18 protein-coding genes are annotated in these 18,639 nt (G+C 69.1%); 13 read left to right on the plus strand and 5 right to left on the minus strand.

Features of this window, described 5'->3' with window-relative positions:
* Positions 1 to 310 precede the first annotated feature (310 nt).
* Positions 311 to 1,390, plus strand: a complete 1,080-nt coding sequence (locus FL344_RS08960) for a universal stress protein (protein WP_141618216.1) — start codon at positions 311 to 313, stop codon at positions 1,388 to 1,390.
* Between the two features lie 72 nt (positions 1,391 to 1,462).
* Positions 1,463 to 3,286, plus strand: a complete 1,824-nt coding sequence (locus tag FL344_RS08965; protein WP_141588196.1) for an ABC transporter ATP-binding protein — start codon at positions 1,463 to 1,465, stop codon at positions 3,284 to 3,286.
* A 3-nt stretch (positions 3,287 to 3,289) separates the two neighbouring features.
* Here FL344_RS08965 and FL344_RS08970 read toward each other — a convergent pair whose 3' ends face one another.
* On the minus strand, positions 3,290 to 4,135 hold the full coding sequence (locus tag FL344_RS08970; RefSeq protein WP_194863051.1) for a Uma2 family endonuclease: 846 nt from the start codon (positions 4,133 to 4,135) through the stop codon (positions 3,290 to 3,292).
* A gap of 210 nt (positions 4,136 to 4,345) precedes the next feature.
* On the opposite strand from FL344_RS08970, the gene FL344_RS08975 reads away from it, so the two are divergent.
* A complete protein-coding gene (locus tag FL344_RS08975; protein WP_228564885.1) occupies positions 4,346 to 6,343 on the plus strand; it encodes an ankyrin repeat domain-containing protein in 1,998 nt (665 codons plus the stop codon).
* A gap of 63 nt (positions 6,344 to 6,406) precedes the next feature.
* Here FL344_RS08975 and FL344_RS08980 read toward each other — a convergent pair whose 3' ends face one another.
* Entirely contained in the window at positions 6,407 to 6,751 is a 345-nt protein-coding gene (locus FL344_RS08980) for a co-chaperone YbbN (protein WP_141588186.1), read from the minus strand.
* Positions 6,752 to 7,473: 722 nt separating this feature from the next.
* Between FL344_RS08980 and FL344_RS08985 the strand changes: the two genes are divergently transcribed.
* The gene (locus tag FL344_RS08985; RefSeq protein WP_141618219.1) at positions 7,474 to 9,141 is read left to right on the plus strand and encodes an SMI1/KNR4 family protein; all 1,668 of its coding nucleotides are present in this window, start codon (positions 7,474 to 7,476) and stop codon (positions 9,139 to 9,141) included.
* Between the two features lie 60 nt (positions 9,142 to 9,201).
* Here FL344_RS08985 and FL344_RS08990 read toward each other — a convergent pair whose 3' ends face one another.
* The 3 genes from FL344_RS08990 to FL344_RS09000 form a co-directional block, all read right to left on the minus strand.
* Complete coding sequence (locus FL344_RS08990; protein ID WP_090487560.1) at positions 9,202 to 9,474, minus strand: hypothetical protein; 273 nt, start codon at positions 9,472 to 9,474, stop codon at positions 9,202 to 9,204.
* A gap of 111 nt (positions 9,475 to 9,585) precedes the next feature.
* Positions 9,586 to 10,263, minus strand: a complete 678-nt coding sequence (locus tag FL344_RS08995) for a vancomycin high temperature exclusion protein (protein WP_141618220.1) — start codon at positions 10,261 to 10,263, stop codon at positions 9,586 to 9,588.
* Between the two features lie 48 nt (positions 10,264 to 10,311).
* Complete coding sequence (locus tag FL344_RS09000; protein ID WP_194858181.1) at positions 10,312 to 10,740, minus strand: response regulator; 429 nt, start codon at positions 10,738 to 10,740, stop codon at positions 10,312 to 10,314.
* Between the two features lie 215 nt (positions 10,741 to 10,955).
* Between FL344_RS09000 and atpG the strand changes: the two genes are divergently transcribed.
* From atpG to FL344_RS09045, 9 genes are all read left to right on the plus strand, one after another.
* The gene (gene atpG / locus FL344_RS09005) at positions 10,956 to 11,840 is read left to right on the plus strand and encodes an ATP synthase F1 subunit gamma (RefSeq protein ID WP_141618222.1); all 885 of its coding nucleotides are present in this window, start codon (positions 10,956 to 10,958) and stop codon (positions 11,838 to 11,840) included.
* A gap of 465 nt (positions 11,841 to 12,305) precedes the next feature.
* Entirely contained in the window at positions 12,306 to 13,751 is a 1,446-nt protein-coding gene (gene atpD, locus FL344_RS09010; RefSeq protein WP_141618223.1) for a F0F1 ATP synthase subunit beta, read from the plus strand.
* Between the two features lie 31 nt (positions 13,752 to 13,782).
* On the plus strand, positions 13,783 to 14,352 hold the full coding sequence (locus tag FL344_RS09015; protein ID WP_141588180.1) for a hypothetical protein: 570 nt from the start codon (positions 13,783 to 13,785) through the stop codon (positions 14,350 to 14,352).
* 21 nt (positions 14,353 to 14,373) lie between these two features.
* A complete protein-coding gene (locus tag FL344_RS09020; protein ID WP_011556841.1) occupies positions 14,374 to 14,784 on the plus strand; it encodes a F0F1 ATP synthase subunit epsilon in 411 nt (136 codons plus the stop codon).
* 356 nt (positions 14,785 to 15,140) lie between these two features.
* The gene (locus FL344_RS09025; RefSeq protein WP_011556840.1) at positions 15,141 to 15,521 is read left to right on the plus strand and encodes a group 1 truncated hemoglobin; all 381 of its coding nucleotides are present in this window, start codon (positions 15,141 to 15,143) and stop codon (positions 15,519 to 15,521) included.
* A gap of 15 nt (positions 15,522 to 15,536) precedes the next feature.
* Positions 15,537 to 16,535 (plus strand): 2Fe-2S iron-sulfur cluster-binding protein, encoded by a 999-nt coding sequence (locus tag FL344_RS09030; protein WP_141618224.1) that lies wholly within the window; start codon positions 15,537 to 15,539, stop codon positions 16,533 to 16,535.
* Between the two features lies 1 nt (position 16,536).
* Entirely contained in the window at positions 16,537 to 16,983 is a 447-nt protein-coding gene (locus FL344_RS09035) for an Rrf2 family transcriptional regulator (RefSeq protein WP_141588178.1), read from the plus strand.
* Complete coding sequence (locus FL344_RS09040; RefSeq protein WP_141618225.1) at positions 16,980 to 17,240, plus strand: hypothetical protein; 261 nt, start codon at positions 16,980 to 16,982, stop codon at positions 17,238 to 17,240. Before FL344_RS09035 ends, FL344_RS09040 begins: the two co-directional genes overlap by 4 nt.
* Before the next feature lie 360 nt (positions 17,241 to 17,600).
* Positions 17,601 to 18,629 (plus strand): ADP-ribosylglycohydrolase family protein, encoded by a 1,029-nt coding sequence (locus FL344_RS09045; protein ID WP_090487588.1) that lies wholly within the window; start codon positions 17,601 to 17,603, stop codon positions 18,627 to 18,629.
* The last annotated feature ends 10 nt before the right edge of the window (positions 18,630 to 18,639 follow it).

Genomic DNA, 18,639 nt, shown 5'->3' on the forward strand with positions numbered 1-18,639 from the left:
TACACTTCTAGCTTCGTCGGCAGCGTCAGATGTGTATAAGGGACAGGCCGTGCCTCGCTCGGACCTTCTATCGGACTTCGGACATGCCAAGCAGGCCAAGCCTCGTGAAGGACGCCTGCTCTCCCTTCTTCTCTGTGGGGACGGCCGCCGGGTTGCTGGAGATTTTTCAGGGAGCCGCTCCTTGGCACCTCTTCACCTCGCGGAGTGTTCCCTGAGCGGAGGTGGGCCTGTTCCGGAGGCCTGCCCGGTCGCGGACTTTGCGACACGCCGAGCCCGGTGGCGCCAGGCGCGCGACGCCTGAATCTTCGAGGTGTGGATGACGCCAGGTGCCGCGCGGCCGTCCACGGAGCGGTGGAGCGACCGGCTGCCTCCGGGAGGCTGCAAGGTGCCACCTTCACCGCTACACGCATACTCACAAGGTGAGTCGGGTGGAAGGGAAGGAGGGATGGAAATGAGGCCGTCACAACTTTCGAGGACGGCAGTGCCGTTGCTCCCTCCAGGGCTCGCCCGGGGGCAGCGGGGCGTGTCGCGCCTGGTGGTGGGAACGGATTTCTCGCTGCGCTCCGAGTTCGCGCTGGCGCGCGCGCTGCGCCTTCCGCTGGCGCACGGGAGCGCCTTCTGCGTGCTGCACGTGGCCCCCGTCCTGGACGGGCAGGAGGGGCCAGGTGGGACGCTGTCGGGTGAACGCTGCCTGCGCAAGGCGGTGAACTCCGTGTGCAGGCGGCTGCGCAACCGCGTGGACATCGACGTGCGCGAGGAACTCGGGCGAGGGGACCCGGTGGAGGTGGCGTCGGCCGTGGTGCGGATGTCGGGCGCGGAGTTGGTGGTGCTGGGGCGTCCCCATGTGACGTACCCGGTGCGCGCGCTGGCCGAGGATTCGACGGTGCGGCGCATGGTGCGCAAGCTGGGCGTCTCCGTGCTGGTGGTGGTGCCGCACCCGGTCCGGCCCTACGGAAGGCCCCTGGTGGCGGTGGACTTCTCACGCGAGTCGCGCAGGGCGCTGGAGCTGACCTTGCGCCTGTGCCCGGCGCCCGCGCTGGTGGACGTGCTGCACGTGGTGGACACGGCAGCGCAGGAGGCGGAGCTGCGCCGTGCTCATGCGCCGGCCGAGCGGTGGCTGCTGCTGCGGCAGGAGCGGGAGTATCAGGCGCGGGTGGCGCTTGGCCGCTTCCTCGCGCCCTACCGGGAGGCGGGCCGCGAGCTGGAGGTGAGGGTGCGCTGCGGCGAGCCGGCCGAAGAGGGCATCCTGGCGGAGGCGTTGGAGCGGGGCTCGGACCTGCTGGCGCTGGCCATGTCCGCCGTGGAGGCGCGCACGCCGCTGACGGAGCAGGTGCTGGCGCGCGCGGGCTGCGACGTGCTGGTGTCGCGTCACCTTCCGCCTGCATCCTGAAGCAGGAGGGCGCGCTCCGCGTTATGAACGCGGACCGTGTCTCCTCGTCCTACAACAGCCCCTGCCGCCCCGGTGTCGCTCAAGGCCCGCTTCCAGAACGCGGGCAGTCTCTTCAAGCAACTGCCGGGGACCTTCCGGCTCTTCTGGCAGGCCAGCCCTCGCGGCGCGGTGGTGCTGGGCGCGCTGACGCTGGTGGCGGCGCTGTTGCCGGCGGCCATCGCCTGGGTGGGCAAGCTCATCGTGGACTCGGTGGTGGCGGCGGCGCAGGGCTCGGTGGAGGCCCGCTCGCGGGTGTACGGGCTGGTGGGGTTGGAGTTCGGGTTGATGCTGGGCTCGGCGGTGGTGGACCGCGGGCTGACGCTGACGCGCGAGCTGCTTCGCGCCAACCTGGGGAACCTGCTCAATGAGCGCATCCTCCAGAAGGCGCTGGCGCTGGAGTTGCGGCACTTCGAGGACTCGGCCACCTACGACAAGATGCAGAACGCGCGGCGCGAGGCGAACAGCCGGCCGCTGTCGCTGGTGACGCAGGCGTTCTCCATCGTCCGCAACACCATCACCCTGGGCACCTTCGCCGCGTTGTTGGTGGCGTTGTCGCCGTGGAGCGTGGTGGTGCTGGTGGCCGCGTCGGTGCCGGCCTTCATCGCCGAGGCGCGGCTGGCCATGGCGGGCTTCCGGCTCTACTCGTGGCGCGCGCCCGAGGGCCGCAAGCTGAACTACCTGGAGTGGATTCTCACGCGGGACAGCCACGTGAAGGAGGTGAAGCTCTTCGGATTGGGGCCGCTGGTGCTGGGCCGCTACCGCACGCTCTTCCAGAAGTTCTTCGCGGAGGACCGTGCGCTGGCCTTCCGGCGAATGGCCTGGGGCCTGGGGCTGGGCGTCCTCTCATTGGGCGCCTTCTATGGCTGCTACCTGCTGGTGGCGGGCCGCGCGGCGAGCGGGACGATTACCGTGGGCGACATGGTGCTGTACCTGAGCGTGTTCCGTCAGGGGCAGGCGGCGTTCCAGGGCATCCTGACCAGCGTGGGCTCCATGTACGAGGACGCGCTCTTCATGAGCAACCTGTTCGCGTACCTGGACATCCCCACCGGCGGCGAGGCGACGCGGGTGCTGCCGCCGCTCTCTCCGCCGCGTGGGCACGACAGCGCCATCGAGCTGCGCGACGTGTCCTTCCGTTATCCGGGGAAGGATGCGTGGGCGCTGAAGAACGTGTCGCTGACGCTGAAGCCGGGACAGAAGCTGGCGCTGGTGGGGGAGAACGGCGCGGGGAAGAGCACGCTGGTGAAGCTGCTGTTGCGCCTGTACGAGCCGGTGGACGGCGACATCTTCTACGGCGGCGTCAACCTGAAGGACATGGATGTGGAGGACCTGCGCAGCCGCTTCGGCGCGGTGTTCCAGGACTTCGTGCGCTACCAGTTCAACGTGGCGGAGAACATCGGCCTGGGGCACGTGCCAGCGCTGGAGGACCGGACCCGCATCGAGAAGGCGGCCGAGGAGGGCGGGGCCAGCGGTGTGATTACGGCGCTGCCACAGCAATACGACACGATGCTGGGCGGCTGGTTCGAGAAGGGGCAGGAGCTGTCGGCGGGCCAGTGGCAGAAGCTGGCGGTGGCGCGGGCCTTCATGCGCGACGACGCGGAGGTGCTGATTCTGGACGAGCCCACGGCCAGCATCGACGCGGAGGCGGAGCACGCGCTGTTCGAGCGTTTCCAGGCGCTGGCGGCGGACCGGATTGCGATTGTGATTTCGCACCGCTTCTCCACGGTGCGCATGGCGGACCAGATTGCCGTGCTCCACAACGGGCAGGTGGACGAGCTGGGCAGCCACGACGAGCTGATGGCGAAGGACGGCCGCTACGCGCACTTGTTCCGGCTGCAGGCGCGCGGATATCGGGACTGAGCGTCAGGCGCGCTCACCACGCAGGCGCGCGATTTCCGCCCGGGCCTCGGCGAGCTGGCGCTCGGCGTCCTCACGGCGCTGGGTTTCCAGTTCCAGGAGTCGGGACTCCTCGGCTCGCAGGCGGGACTCCTCCGCGAGTTGCTGTACGAGCTCCGCACGGCTGGCCTCGACGCGCTCAACCATGTGTTCGAGGCGGGCAATCAGCTCGGGTGCTTCCGGCAGGGCCGCGCCTCCCAGGTAGAAGCGCAGACGCTCGTCATCTACCTGGAGGTCCAATCCCAGGACTTCGGATGGATAGAGGCCGTGCTGCGGAAGGATGGGGCGATAGACGCGGCGCCCTTCGTCCAGCCGCCAGCCGCTCAGTCGTAGCCGGCCCCGGTCGAAGACGAAGTACTCGCGGATACCCAGCCGGGCGAAGCGCTCGACGTTGCGCTCCAAGTCCTTGCGCCGCTCACCCGCGACGTGCACTTCCAGCGCGAAGTCCAGGCCCTTGCCCTCGGCACTGACCACCCAGCGCATCCGCGCGTGGGGCTCGACGTCCACCACGGCCATGACGTCTGGGGCGAACATGGATTCGCCTGGGTAGTACACGGGCAGCTCGCTCCCCAGGTACACCTTGCGGCCAATGCGGGAGAAGAAGCTGCCGAGCACCTCGCGGGCGCGTGTCTTGGCCTCGAAGTGGAAATCGCCCTCCGGCGGGTTTGCCTCCGAAACGGGGAATTCGGATGGAAGGCTGTCGACGATGCGTTGACGCTCCTCGGACGAGAGCGCGTCCCACGTCTCCTGGGGCGGCGCGCGCGGGTCGTTCGGATCGATGTCGTAGGGCTCGAAAGGCATGAGGTCGTGCATGAGAGTAGGCCGCACCGCCACGAGGGCCAAGTGGCAGGCAAGGCAGCGTTGTCCTCGAATCAGGTGGTGAAGGTTCGCGTGCTGACGAGGACGGCGAGCAAGCAGCGGTCATGCCACGCTTGGCGCGTGAGAATTCTCGGGTTGAGAGGGGCTCCGCGGCCCGCGAGTTTCGCACGCGCATGTCACTGACTCGTGGCAGGTTCTCCCGCCATGTCGCGTGTTCAAGCTCCGAAGAAGGTCGATGTCGCTGCGTTGATGAAGAAGGCGGACAGTCTGCTGGACGAGATGCCGCCGCAGCTGGACCAGGCGATTCCGCTGTTGCGCGAAGTCGTGGCGGCGGAGCCCGAGCATCTGCTGGGACTCCACTCCCTGAGCTGGTGTTTGGACCCGACGCGGAGCATGGAGCCGCACCGTTGGGAGCAGGAGCTGAAGGCCGAGCACTGGCGGCTGCGCGACCGCATCCTCGAGCTGACGCGAGGGACGAAGCCCGGCGGCGCGCTGACGCTCGCCCATCGCGCACGTTCGCTGGCCCTGAGCCAGTGGGCGGAGGACCTGGTGCGGCGCAAGCCGACCGTGGCGCAGCTCGACGAAGCGGAGGCCGCGCTGAACGAAGCCAACAGCCTGCGGGAACTCGCGAACCACCAGCGTGGACGCCGCGGGCTCGAGGCTTGGCGCGCACTGACGCAAGGCAAGCCGGAGCAGGGCTACCGCGAGTTGCTCGCCAAGGTGGAGGAGTTTCCTGGCATGTGCGCCCAGGGCGTGATGGGCGATGACGACTCGCTCAACTTCCAGGGGCTGGAGGGCGCCTACTCCGATGAGGGTTTCCTGGCCTGGCTGCGGAAGCAGAAGCCCGCGGCACGCCCCGCGGGGAAGAAGGGCAAGGACCTGGATGCCGGACTCCTGCTGGCGGCGGGGCTGGATGCGAAGCCGTTCTTCGGCCCTGGCTTCGAAGGGAACAGCCGCACGGGTCGGGTGCTGGCCCTGGTGGCGTTGGGCGCGGACCTGGAGGCGAGGGATTCCAGCAAGCACAGCGTGCTCCACCTCGCTGCGATGGTGGATGACGCGGCGCTGGTGAAGGAGTTGCTCCGCCTGGGTGTCTCCGCCGACGTCGTCGATTCGAATAAGTCCACGCCGCTGCATGTCGCGGCCGAGCACGGCAGCGTGTCCTGCATCGCCCCGCTGGCGAAAGGCGGCGTGCCCGTGGATGCGCTCGATACGTCAGGGCGGACGGCGCTCTTCGAAGCGCGTCAGGCCGACGTGGCCCAGGCGCTCATCGACGCGGGAGCGAATCCGAACGCGGGCAAGGGCTGGACGCCGCTGCATCAGCACGCACGCTTCAAGGAGCGAGGCCCCGTCATCGAGGTCCTGCTCAAGGCGGGGGCGGATGTCTCGCTGAAGAATGGCAGCGGCCAGACGCCCGCGCAGGAGGCGCTGGAGCACAAGAACGCGTCCCTCGCCCAGCTCATGGGGGCCAAGGCTCCCTCGGGCAAGGCCAAGGCCGGCGCGTTGGACGTGCAGCCGCTGCTGGAGGCGCTGGCGCGTCAGCGCAAGACGCTGCTCAAGGCCTGGTACTTCGAGGACAAGAACGTGGACGGCGTCGAACAGGTCCTGAAAGGGCTCGCGCTGCAAGGTGCCACGTCCTGGGACCAGCTCGCGGCCTCGCTCCAGGGCGAGCTCCCCTGGACGGCCATGGCGGTGGTGCAGCTCGCGCGGGACGTGCTGCCGGCCGAGGAGAAGGCGCCTCGTCTGTCCAAGCTGCCGCGCTTCGTGCGCGGGGACCTCGTGGTGAAGGGCGACGTGCACGTCGATGGGCCGCTGCTCGTGACGGGAGACCTCACGGTGGAAGGCGTGCTGCGCAACGCGGGGATGGAAGGGATGCTGGTGGTGGGCGGCACGCTGCGCGCCACCGGTGTGGACACGGACGGCGAGGTCGTCGTGGGCGAGAACCTGGAAGCGCAGGTGGTGTGGGGCCACGGCAACGACGCGTCGCTCCGGGTCGGCGGCGTGCTGAAGGCGGACGTAGTCATCGCGGACGACCACGACATCCAGGCCAAGGTGAAGGCGAAGCACCACTACGAGAACGGCGAGTTCGATGCCTCGGATGCGGCGCTCAAGGAGGTCTTCGTCGCGAAGGCCTTCGCGAAGTCGGAGTTGGACCGGGACAAGCTGTTCAACGTGCTGCGCAAGGTCGGGACCATCCTGGTGTAGACGCGGCCCTGGTGCCCTTTGACGGCGTTACGGCGCGCGCCCGCCTCGAATCCCTGAGCGGCGTCAGGCCTTGGGCAGGTGGTCCCGCACTACGCCGAGCCAGTACTCCTTGCCGTAGTACTGGCTCATCTTCCCGATGAGCTTGCCCTCACGGAACAGCAGGAACGTGGGGATGCCGAAGAGGCCGAAGCGCTTGGCCAGGTCTTCGTACTGGTATGCGTTCACCTTGACGACACGCATCGGGGCGCCATCCAGATCCGCCAGCAACGCGGGCTCGGCCGCCGCGTAGATTTCGCAGTTCGGACAGCCGTCACCCCAGAAGTCCACGACCACCAGCTCGCCCTTGGGCTCCAGGACCAGTTGGTCGAAGTTCTCCGCCGTCCCCTCGTAGCTCACGGGATGTGCCATGGCCTCCTGCCTAACGGGCTCGGGTGTCGTGTTCAACCTGCTCACGGGGGCACGGCTCGAAGTCCTCGCCGGTGCCGTCGCCCCGGCGCCCGTACACCGTGCCGGCGGCAGGGTGTACGGGAGGTGCCACGGTCCTGGGGCCACGTCGCCGCTCGCTCCCAACTGGAGGGCCGCGCCGGGCGGTCCTCGCAACCCATGTCAGCTCGCAACTGCGATGGCCACAGCGGCAGATGGCCGCGCCACGTTCGTGTCCATGGTGCCCAGCTAGTCCTTTCCGACGTGGTCCATGTCCAGGGAGAGCCCCTGGTGTTCGCCATTCACGCCCGCGCGTCGGAAATTCCGCTCGTGCGGCCGGGCGGCTCACCCCATTGGGCGCCCTGGCCGGGCCCTGGGGGACCAGGCGGGTGGGTTGTTGCCGAGTTGGGACGCTTCACCCGGCGGAGGATGGATCAGCGGAACGCCTGGGCCGCTCCGAAACGCGGGCGGCTGGAGCGGGCGCCAGGGGCATCACCTTCGTGCGTGAGTCCTGTTTTTCCGGAGGAGGGGATGGGTTGGACAGTGGGTACGGGTTTTCAAGGTATGCCTGCGCGCGGTGGTGGCTGCCATGTCAGCCGGAGCGAGTTGGATCAGCTCTGGCGCGGTGTCATCAAAAGCCAAAGCCCGCACTGCGCAGGAGCGCTCAGCCGCCGTAAGGTTGTGCGACTGGATGTCGTGGAGGGGTCATGCACGAGTGGTTGGAGGCACTTCGCAAGTCGGTAAAGGCATCGTCAGCTGGCGTCTCTCCCGAGGAGATTCGCCGGGCCGAAACGGAGTGCGGCGTTCCATTCCCCGATGAGCTCACCGACCTGTATCAGGCGTTCAACGGGGGCGAGCTCAACGGTGAGGTTCTCCTCTTCCGTCTGCACGGCGCGGAGGGAGACCCGAGCGTCCTGGAGAAGACCCGCCTCAAGCTGGAAGGGCTTCCCGCGGCGGGGCTGTGGCGCATCGGCTTGAAGGGGCAGCACCGGCACCTCTTCGCCTCGCGCAAGTCGGCCATGGTGGAGCAGGGCGACGGTGGCGGTCCGTTGCCGGCCTGGGTCGAGGCGCTGGAGAGCGACGACTGGGTCTATGGCACCTGGGAGGGCGAGAAGCGGCAGATGCGGCTGTACCGCTCGTTGAAGGACATGCTCGACGTGCTCGTGCCCCCCGCGGAGGTGGAGAGCTTCGGTGAGCGCACCTTTGCTCGGGCGATGAATGCCGTCCTTCAGGGGGCGCTATCCGGCGTCCAGGTCGACGAGGAGGACGAAGAAGCGGCGGAGTCCGGCGAGGCACCGCTCGGTGCGGCGGCCGAGGCTGAAGCGGCCGAAGAGGCCGAGCAGCTCGAGGAGGCGGAGCTGGCCGATGAGGAGGCCGCCGAAGTGGCGGTAGCGGAGACGGAGGTCCGCGAGCTCGCGTACGAGTACGACGACGTCCGCCCGTCTTCCCGTTACGAGGATGGGGCCGGCTCGAGAAAGGCACGCGCGCAGGCCCAGCAGATGCCGCTGGCCATCGGGGGCGCTGGCGTGCTGTTCCCGAAAAGTGCGTCGAGCAGGGTGCAGGGTGTGAAGAAGGCCGCCGCGGAGCCCGCTCCCACGAAGGCGCGCCCCGCGAAGAAGGCCGCGATTGAAGCGGCTTCGGCGGAGCTCCCAACTGGAGCGGCTGAAGCCATTTCGGAGCCGGAGGCTGCGCCCAAGATGGCCACCGCGAAGGCCCCCGCCCAGACGGGTGTGGAGAAGAAGTCCTTCGCCACCACGGAGAGGGCGACGAAGGCCCCTGCCCAGAAGGGCACTGAGAAGGAGCCTGCCACCGCGAACAGGGTGACGAAGGCCCCTGCCCAGAAGGGCGCGGCGAAGAAGGCCGTTACCGCAAAGGCCCCCGCGCGGAAGGCAGCGGCGAAAAAGTCCGTCACCGCGAAGGCCCCTGCCCAGAAGGGCGCGGCGAAGAAGGCCGCTACCGCAAAGGCCCCCGCGCGGAAGGCAGCGGTCACCGCGAAGGCTCCGGCTCGGAAGGGCGCGGCGAAGAGGGCACCTGCACAGAAGGGCGCGGCGAAGCGGGCCGGTGCCCCGACGAGCGCGGCGAAGAAGGCCCCTGCTCAGAAGGGCGCTGCAAAGCGGGCCGGTGCCCCGACGAGCGCACCGAAGAAGGCCCCTGCACAGAAGGGCGCGGCAAAGCGGGCCGGTGCCCCGACGAGCGCACCGAAGAAGGCGACTGCTCAGAAGAGCGCGGCGAAGAAGGCCGCTGCTCAGAAGAGCGCTGCCAAGAAGTCTTCTGTGAAGAAGGCCGCTGCTCAGAAGTCCGGGGCGAAGAAGGGCGCCGCGAAGAAGGGCTCAGCCCAGAAGCCAGCGGCGAAGAAGGGCGCTCGCGGCCGGTAGTCACGGCACGGAGGCAAGGCGCGCTCCCGCGCCTTGCCCCGGCGTCGCCTCACCGTACGTCTATCCCTGCGGCAGCTTGTCGAAGTCGATGGGGCGGATGCGGTAGCCCGGCTGTGCCGTCAACTCCAGCGGCTCTTCCTCCTCATCCCCCCGGCGGAACTCATGAATCTCATCCGGGAGGATGTCGCGGAAGTCCGGCTCCTCCTCCATCGGTGGGGTCGCCGCCAGGTCCTGGTCGGAGATGTTGATTTCATCCTCACCGGTGTCCGGGTTCATGTGACGCCGAGAGGTGGACTCGCCCACATCGTCTGACCCCAGCTTCTTGAATCGCATGGCCTCTCCTCGGATAGCGCGGTGGGTCGGCTGCCTTCGTCTCAAGAATGAGAACCCGCGGGGGCTCCGGCAATTCTCGCCGCCCGCCTGCCTGCCATGCCTGCCCGTGCCTCAGCGCTCCGGGAGCACGGTGCGGCCAGAGGGGTAGGCGGGCTCCACCTCCAGCATCACCATGGCCAGGGCCAGCACGCGCGACAGCGTCTCGCGCAACTGGTAGCGCCACGGCGTCGACCGTCCCTCGTCCGCGGCCACGCCCCACGCGTCGATGCCCACCGAGTTGGCGATGAACAGCGCCCGCGTCAGGTGGAAGCGCTGGGTGACGAGCACCGCCCGCTTCGCGCCGAACACCGTGGCGGCCCGCAGGCAGCTGTCATAGGTGGACAGCCCCGCTTCGTCGCCCAGGACCGCGCTTTCGGGCACGCCGTGCTGCACCAGGTAGCGCCGCATGGCGCGCGTCTCATGGTGGAAGGGCTTCGTCTGGTCTCCACTGACGAGCACCGCCTGCACCTTGCCCTGCTGCCACAGCGCGACGGCCGCATCCAGCCGCTGGGCGAGCACAGGGGAGGGCACCGCGCCCCGCGCCAGACCCGCGCCGAACACCAACGCCACGGGAGCCTGGGGCGCCTGCTCCAGGGGGACGATGCGGTCCTGGTAGCTGAGGCGGACGAAGTGGGAGAGAGCGAGCAGCCCCAGCCCCCCCGCGGCCAGCACCGCGAGGCCTCTCCGCAACCACACCCATCTCGTACCGCCTGGCTTCATGGACCCCGAGAACACCGGTTGAGGGGCCATTGTGTTCCGGGCGCTCTCCCCCGGAAAGCCCAGAGCGACATCCCTGTCTCAGGGGAACGTGCCCGCCTGGGAGCCCGCCGGCTTTGGGGCGAATCGCTCGATGGCCTCCAGCAACTGCCGGGGCTCCACGGGTTTCTTCAAGAATGCCGCCACGTTGTACGAAGACGCATAGACGGCCCGGTCCCTCGGATTCATCTCCGCCGTGCCCGCGGACAGGATGATGACGGGCACCTGGGCCAGCGCTTCACTCGCCTTGCGGGTGGTCAGCACCCGGTGTCCGTCCATGACAGGCAGGGCCATGTCCAGCACCATGAGGGCGGGGCGGGGAGGCTGGGCCAATTTCTCCAGGGCCTCCCGGCCGTTGCGCGCCACGCGCACCGCGTGGCCGTGCAGCTCCAGGTAGGTCTGAAGGGCCTCACAGATGTCCACGTCGTCTTCGACGATGAGCAGCGGACCGGATGACGTCTGAGCCACCATTCCCGCAAGGTAAGCCCGTGTCCTACCGCGGGGAGGGGCTGTCAAGGGGGCTTGGCCGCCTGCCGTGTGCGATGGGACGTGCGATCGTCTGCCCGGCGGCGGCAGGCATCCGTTGACCGGCTCCCGCCCCGCCTATATAGGGGGCCCCGTCTTACCCTGCCCCGCCTTCCTTCAGGACAAAGCGGGTCGAACGCCCCACAGGAGCTCCCCGGTCCATGGCGTCCCTTCGCGACATTCGCAAGCGCATCCGCTCGGTGAAGAACACGCGTCAGATCACCAAGGCGATGAAGATGGTTTCCGCCGCGAAGCTCCGCAAGGCGCAGGACGGCATCCTGGCGGCGCGTCCCTACGCGACGATGCTGGATCAAATCATCGCGGACCTGGCCTCTCGCGCCGGGGATGCGAGCCTCAGCCACCCGCTGCTCACGGCCCGCCCGGTGAAGCGCGTGGAGCTGGTGCTCCTCACGTCGGACCGTGGCCTCGCCGGCGGCTTCAACTCCAACGTCATCCGCCGCGCCAACCGGTTCCTCTACGAGAACACGAACCTGGAGAGCATCCGCCTCTCCACCGTGGGCCGGAAGGGCAACGACTTCTTCCGCAACCGCGGCCAGAACATCCGCAAGGACTTCGGCGGCCTGTACCAGCGCCTGAACTACCGCGCCGCCGCGGACGTGGCCGAGGAGCTGGTGGCCAGCTACCTCAATGGCGAGGTGGACGCGGTCCACATCGTCTACAACGAGTTCGTCACCGCCATCTCCCAGACGGTGAAGGTCGCTCAGTTGCTGCCGCTGCAGACGCTGGGGACGCCGGACCAGGCCCCGACGGCGGGCTCCACCTCGCTGGTGGACTTCAAGTACGAGCCGGACCGTCAGTCCGTGCTGGACCGCCTGGTGCCCCAGGCCGTCAACATCAAGCTCTACCGCGCCCTGCTGGAGAGCGTGGCCAGTGAGCACGGCGCCCGCATGAGCGCCATGGAGAACGCCACCTCCAACGCGACCGACATGATTGGCAGCCTGACGCTCACCTACAACCGCACGCGTCAGGCGGTCATCACCAAGGAGCTGATGGAGATCGTCTCCGGCGCCGAGGCCCTGAAGTAGGGCATTCGCGCAGCCGCGACCCCGTCTCCTGGGCCCGCCTCGTCTATCGAGGTGGGCCCTTCGCGTTGAAGGCCCCCGCGACGCGCTTCGAACTGCATCCCCAGACCGGGTCGAGTACGCCGGCAACCTGCTCGCCTCGCGGTCCGCCCGGAGATCCGCGGGGTGTTCGGCCGCTACGCGCCGGAGGAGCGCTCCTCCTCGAAACGCGAGCAGGTTCAGAGCCAGAACGCCAAGGTCGTCCTGGTCGGTAGCCCGAACAGCGGGCTGCCCCTGGTCTACCAAACGGATGGGAAGTAAGAGGGTGGCGCCCGGCATGTGGTTCCGCTAAGCCGGACTTACCAGTCAGTTGCCCGGGAGGCTTGACCCCCGGGGGGGGCCCCGGTAAAGGGGGCCCGCCCTCACAGCCGGGCCGAAATTTCAAGGGTGGCGGCGCCCGTCCGCTCCCCGTGCGAGGCAGACGATTCCATGAGCGCTCAAGTTCCGACGGCAGGCAGAATCATCCAGGTCCTCGGCCCCGTGGTCGACGTCGAGTTCCCGCCCGGCGGTCTCCCCGAGGTCTACACGGCCCTCAAGGTCACCAACGCGAACCTGAGCGCCGACGCCGACAACCTCACCCTCGAGGTGGCGCAGCACCTGGGCGAGAACACCGTCCGCACCATCGCCATGGACTCCACGGAGGGCCTGGGCCGCGGCATGGCCGTCACGAACACGGGCGCCCCCATCCAGGTGCCGGTGGGCAAGGCCACCCTGGGCCGCATCCTGAACGTCACCGGCGAGCCGGTGGACGAGATGGGCCCCGTGAAGGCGCAGGAGTACTGGTCCATCCACCGCGCGCCGCCGCCCTTCACGGAGCAGGACGTGCGCGTGCAGATGTTCGAGACGGGCATCAAGGTCATCGACCTGCTCGCCCCGTACACCCGCGGTGGCAAGATCGGCCTCTTCGGCGGCGCCGGCGTGGGCAAGACGGTGCTCCTGCAGGAGCTCATCCGCAACGTGGCCGTGGAGCGCGGTGGCTTCTCCGTGTTCGCCGGCGTCGGTGAGCGCACCCGCGAGGGCAACGACCTCTACCACGAGATGCAGGACACGAAGGTCATCCAGACGGACAACCTGGAGGCCAGCCAGGCCGTGCTGGTGTACGGCCAGATGAACGAGCCGCCCGGCGCCCGCGCCCGCGTGGCCCTGTCCGCGCTGACCATGGCCGAGTACTTCCGCGACGTGGAAGGCCGCGACGTGCTCCTCTTCGTGGACAACATCTTCCGCTTCACCCAGGCCGGTTCCGAGGTGTCCGCCCTCCTGGGCCGCATCCCCAGCGCCGTGGGTTACCAGCCCACGCTGGCCACGGAGATGGGCGGTCTGCAGGAGCGCATCACCTCCACCACGAAGGGTTCCATCACCTCCGTGCAGGCCATCTACGTCCCCGCCGACGACCTCACGGACCCGGCGCCCGCGACGGCCTTCGCCCACCTCGACGCGACGACGGTGCTCAACCGCTCCATCGCCGAGCTCGCCATCTTCCCCGCCGTGGACCCGCTGGACTCCACCAGCCGCATCCTGGACCCGGCCGTCATCGGCGCGGAGCACTACGGCGTGGCCCGCAAGGTCCAGGGCATCCTCCAGCGGTACAAGGAGCTGCAGGACATCATCGCCATCCTCGGCATGGACGAGCTCTCCGAGGATGACAAGCTGGTGGTGGCCCGCGCCCGCAAGATTCAGCGCTTCCTGTCGCAGCCCTTCTTCGTGGCCAAGGTCTTCACGGGCAAGGACGGCCGCTACGTGAAGCTCCAGGACACCATCCAGGGCTTCAAGGAGATCGCCGAGGGCAAGCACGACGACATCCCCGAGGGCGCCTTCTACATGACGGGCGGCATCGAAGAGGTGGTCGAGAACGCGCGGAAGCTCGCGGCGAGCTAAGCTGGGCGCTTCTCCTCCCGCAGAGGTCCCCATGCGCCGTGCAGCGCTCGCCCTGGTCCTGATGTTCCTGGCTCCCTCCTCCGCCCTGGCGGAGGAGCGCAGGGGACGGGCTCGGGTGAGCGCCAACGGGCTCTACAGCGTCCGCATGGTGGAAGCGGCGCAGGACCAGTGCCGGTTGGAGGTGACGCAGGAGAGCGGCCCCGTCTGGACGCTGAAGGAGTGTCTGGGCACGGTGGACGACCTCTACTTCGTCTCCAACGACGGCGAGCGCGTCTGGGTGGTGTGGCCGCTGGTGGAGAAGGGCAAGGCCGTGGCGGAGCCGCGGTCGAAGAAGTCGAAGGCGAAGAAGCCCAAGGGGCCTCCCGCCTGGGCGCGCGTGGTGGTGGCGGCGCAGTACGGGCGGGATGGCCAGCGGCTCCAGGAGAAGCGGCTGACCGAGTGGCTCAACACGCGGCAGCTCTCCGAGGTGCGCCAGCTCACCCACCACTTCAAGTGGCTGGAGGGCACGCTCGGCATCCCCGGCAAGGGGCCCCGGCTGACGGACGCCGGGGTGGTGGAGTTGGAGCCGGTGGGTGGAACCACCCGCCAGCTCACGTTCTGATTCGGTTGTGCGAGGAGCCTCATGGCCAAGCTGACTGTGGAGATTGTCACCCCCGAGAAGCGCATCCTGTCGGTGCAGGCCGACGAGGCGATTGTTCCTGGCGGCCGGGGCCTGTTCGGCGTGCGGCCGGGGCACACCCCGTTCCTGTCGCTGATGGAGCCGGGCGCGCTGACGCTGATCGAGAGTGGCCGGCGCGAGTCCTACTTCGTCGCGGGCGGCTTCGTGGAAGTGGGCAACGACAAGGTGCTGGTGCTCGCCGACGCGGCCGAGCCCGTCACGGGCATCGACGTGGAAGGCGCCCGTCGCCGCATGGCCGAGGCGCAGGAGCGCATGAAGGGCATGTCCTCCGAGGACGCGCGCTTCGAGCTGGAGCAGGCCACGGTGCGCCGTGAGGCCGCCCGTATCGGCGCCGCCAACACCGCGCGCGCGTAGGCTTCTCCCCCCGTTTCACCGCCCAGGAGCGTCCCGCGCTCCTGGCGTCCCTGGCGTGACACCCGCGCTCCCCTCGAGTGGAGCCGGTGTCCGCTTCTGTTTGCGTGACGGTGCCCCTCTGGGGTGGCGCCTCCGGAACAGGCCTCCCGGTCCGCACCTCGCTTCACGATGCCCCCAGGGGCCTGGCTGCGTTCGCCCCCGAGCCTTCGCGCGGGCGCGGCGGCCTCCTGTCAGCGGCTGTCCTCGCTCGCAGTAGCTCCACTGACAGTGCTGCTTTCATTTGACGTGACGGTGCGGATTTTAAGGTGCATCTAGAATGCATCTTAAAGCCCATGCCGGGCGAGAGGAGCGGCACCATGAGCGTTACGGCGGAGAAGAGTGTCTACGAGCAGCTGGGCGGAGAGCCGGCGATGGCGGCGGCGGTGGAGGTCTTCTACCGGAAGGTGCTGGCGGACGATCACATCAGCCACTTCTTCGAGGACGTGGACATGGAGCGCCAGGCCGCGAAGCAGAAGGCGTTCCTGACGATGGTGACGGGTGGGCCGGTCCACTACTCGGGCAAGGACATGCGCGCGGGCCACGCGCCTCTGGTGAAGCGTGGGCTGAACGACTCGCACTTCGACGCGGTGGCGGGCCACCTGAAGGCGACGCTGGAGGAGCTGGGCGTGGCCGCGCCGCTGGTGGCGAGGGTGATGACCATCGCGGAGAGCGCCCGCGCGGACGTCCTGGGACGCTGACCCGAGGAGCACGCCATGGCCAAGGTAAAGCATGAGTCCGACTGGTACCCGCTGGAGTCTGGAGAGAGTGTGCTGGATGCGCTGCTGCGCCAGGGCGTCTCCATTCCGAATGCGTGCCGCGCGGGGGCCTGCCAGTCCTGCCTGATGCGGGCCGTGGCGGGGACGGTTCCAGAGGCCGCGCAGGTGGGGCTGAAGGACACGCTCCGGGCACAGGGCTACTTCCTCGCCTGTGCCTGCCGGCTTCCGGAGGGCACGCAGCTGGAAGTCACCGGCGCGGAGGCGCTGCGCATCCCCGCGCGCATCCAGGCGCTGTCGTTGTTGTCCACCAGCGTCCTTCGTGTGCGGCTGGTGACGGACAGCCCGCTGGCGTACCACGCGGGGCAGTACATCTCCCTGGTGCGCGAGGACGGGCTGGCTCGCAGTTATTCGCTGGCCAGCCTGCCTCATGAAGATGGCTTGGAGTTGCATGTGCGGCTCCAGCCGGGCGGGGCGATGAGTGGCTGGCTGGCGCAGGACGCACAGCCGGGAGACAGGCTCCAGGTGCAGGGCCCGGCGGGAAGCTGCTTCTATGTGCCCGGCCGGCCGGAGCAGCCCTTGTTGCTGGCGGGCACGGGCACGGGGCTGGCGCCGCTGTACGGCATCGTTCGCGACGCGCTGGCCGCGGGCCACTCGGGGCCCATCTGGCTCTTCCACGGCGCTCGGACGCCCGAGGGGCTCTACCTCACCTCCGAGCTGCGGGCGCTGGCGGAGCAGCATCCTCAGTTTCTCTATCGTCCGGGTGTGCTGGAAGGCGGCAGCCGGGACGTGGCCGAAGGCGCGCTCGATGTGCTCATCCGCGCCGAATGCCCGAAGCCGTTGGGCTGGCGCGCATGGCTCTGCGGAGACGGGCCATTGGTGCTATCCCTTCGAAAGAAGCTGTTCCTGGCCGGGCTCTCGCTGAAAGACCTCCACACGGATGCCTTCTTGCCGAGCGTTCCATCGGGGCAGCGTACTTCCGACGCCGGAGCCCGCTGACGTGCACCTCACCCTCCATGCCGACTACTCGCTGCGGGTGTTGCTCTACCTGGCCACGCGCACCGGGCGGCCCGTCTCCACGCAGGAGATGGCGGATGCGTACGGCATCTCCAAGCACCACCTGGTGCGCGTGGTGCAGACGCTGGCGGGGCAGGGGGTGGTGGACGCGCGAGCGGGCCGCTCCGGCGGCGTGGTGCTGGCGCGCGCGCCAGCGGACATCCAGGTGGGGCGCGTGCTGCGCGCCGCGGAGCCGGACTTCCACCTGGTGGAGTGCTTCGACCGGGAGCGAAACGCCTGTCCCATCGCTCCCGCTTGTGGGCTCAAGAGCGTCCTGGACGAAGCGCGCGAGGCGTTTCTCGCGGTGCTGGACCGGTACACGCTGGCGGATCTGCTCCGCCGCTCGAGCCCGAACCTGCAGGACTACTTCCTCCCCACCTCCGAGTCATGATGTCCGGCACGCTGGAGCTGTTTCATCGCATCTCGGATGCACCGTCCGCGCAGGCCCGGCGCTACATCGTGGATTACGCGCTGGAGGACCGCGTGCGCTTTCGCAACGTGGCCTTCGACGAGGCGGAAGCGGACTGGCGCAAGCATGGCGGACATACCACGCCCGCGCTCTGGGATGGCACGCACCTGCATCAGGGCGCGCAGGCGGTGATGGCGCGCTTGCAGGCCGTCGTCAACCTGGGACGCGACGACGCATGAAGGAGCGGGCGCGCGTGTGCTGACACCCGCGCGCTGGTGCCACCTGCGCGTCCCTCGTGCGCCATTCCCACCGTGCGCGAAGCTTCGAGAGTTGGACACGTGTACAGGTGCGCGGATGCGTGCACCCTCCGATGCTTGCCGCGCGCGTGTTGGTTGCGGTAGTCAGCCCACCCCGCGCTGCGATCCACGAGGCGCCAGGGATGGAGGGTGGACGGTGAAGAATCCGAGCGGCGGAATTTCGAGGACGGCTGTATCGCGCTCGTCAAGCCCCGGCATGATTCTTCCCGCTCCGGCTCGCGGATGTTTCACGGGTTTCTCTCGGCCGTTCTGGCCTGAGCGTCGGTTAATCTCCACGACCCCATGCCGCTGACTCCCGCCGAGCGCCAGGACAGGTTCCATGCGGCGTTCGTGGGGCTCGCCATCGGTGATGCGCTCGGCTTTCCGCTGCGCGGCATTCCACCGGCGAGTCTCACGCGGCTGCCCGGCCTTGCCGAAGACTTCGCGCCCCGCCCGCGTGGCAAGTTCGCCAAGGGCCAGTTCAGCGACGACACGCAGTTGCTGCTCGCGGCGGCGGAGAGCGTCATCCGCGAGGGCAAGGTGGACGGCCGCAGCGCGGCGGCGCACCTGGCGTGGCTGTGGCAGGAGGGCATCATCCTCCAGCCGCCCAAGAGCCTGGCGGACGCGCTGCAGCGGCTGGCCAGCGGTGTGCCGTGGATGAGCGCGGGCGCGTCCCTGGGCACGCGCTGCCATTCGGTGCTCAGCCGCGCGCTGGTGGTGGGCCTGCTGGAGAGCGGCCACCGCGCGCGCCTGCCGCATGACGCGGGCGTGCTCACCATCATCACGCACAAGGATCCGGTGTGCGCGGCGGCGGCCGCCGCTTTCGCGCAGGCCGCGGCGCTGGGCATGGAAGAGGAGCCGCTGACACCCGCGGCCTTCTGCGAGGAGCTGGCGCTGGCGGCGGCCGTGCACGACAAGGGGCTGGCCGAGGAAGTGCGCCACCTGCCGCGCCTGCTCACCTGGGACACCGCGCGCGCGCTGACGCAGCTGCGCAAGGTGGGCGTGCCCCCCAGCGAGCTGAAGGGCGTGGACGGGCTGCCGCCGCACGTGGTGCCGGTGCTGCTGACGTCGCTGTTCGCCATCCTCAAGGTGCCGCACGACTTCCGGGAGGCGGTGGCCCTCACGCTGCGCTGCGGCGGCGAGGCGGACGTGGCCGCGGCGCTGACGGGCGCGCTGCTGGGCGCCCACCTGGGGACGCGCGCCATCCCCGCGCGGCTGCGCAAGCAGGTGTTGTACTCCGAAAACCTGGTGGATACGGCGGACCGCCTCTTCCGCGCCCATCAGGTCCGCGAGACGCTGGCCACCGCCCTGTCGCACCGCCGTCGCCGCTGAGCGCGAGGGC

It is taken from the genome of Myxococcus sp. AB036A (assembly GCF_006547355.1).
GTDB lineage: Bacteria > Myxococcota > Myxococcia > Myxococcales > Myxococcaceae > Myxococcus > Myxococcus virescens.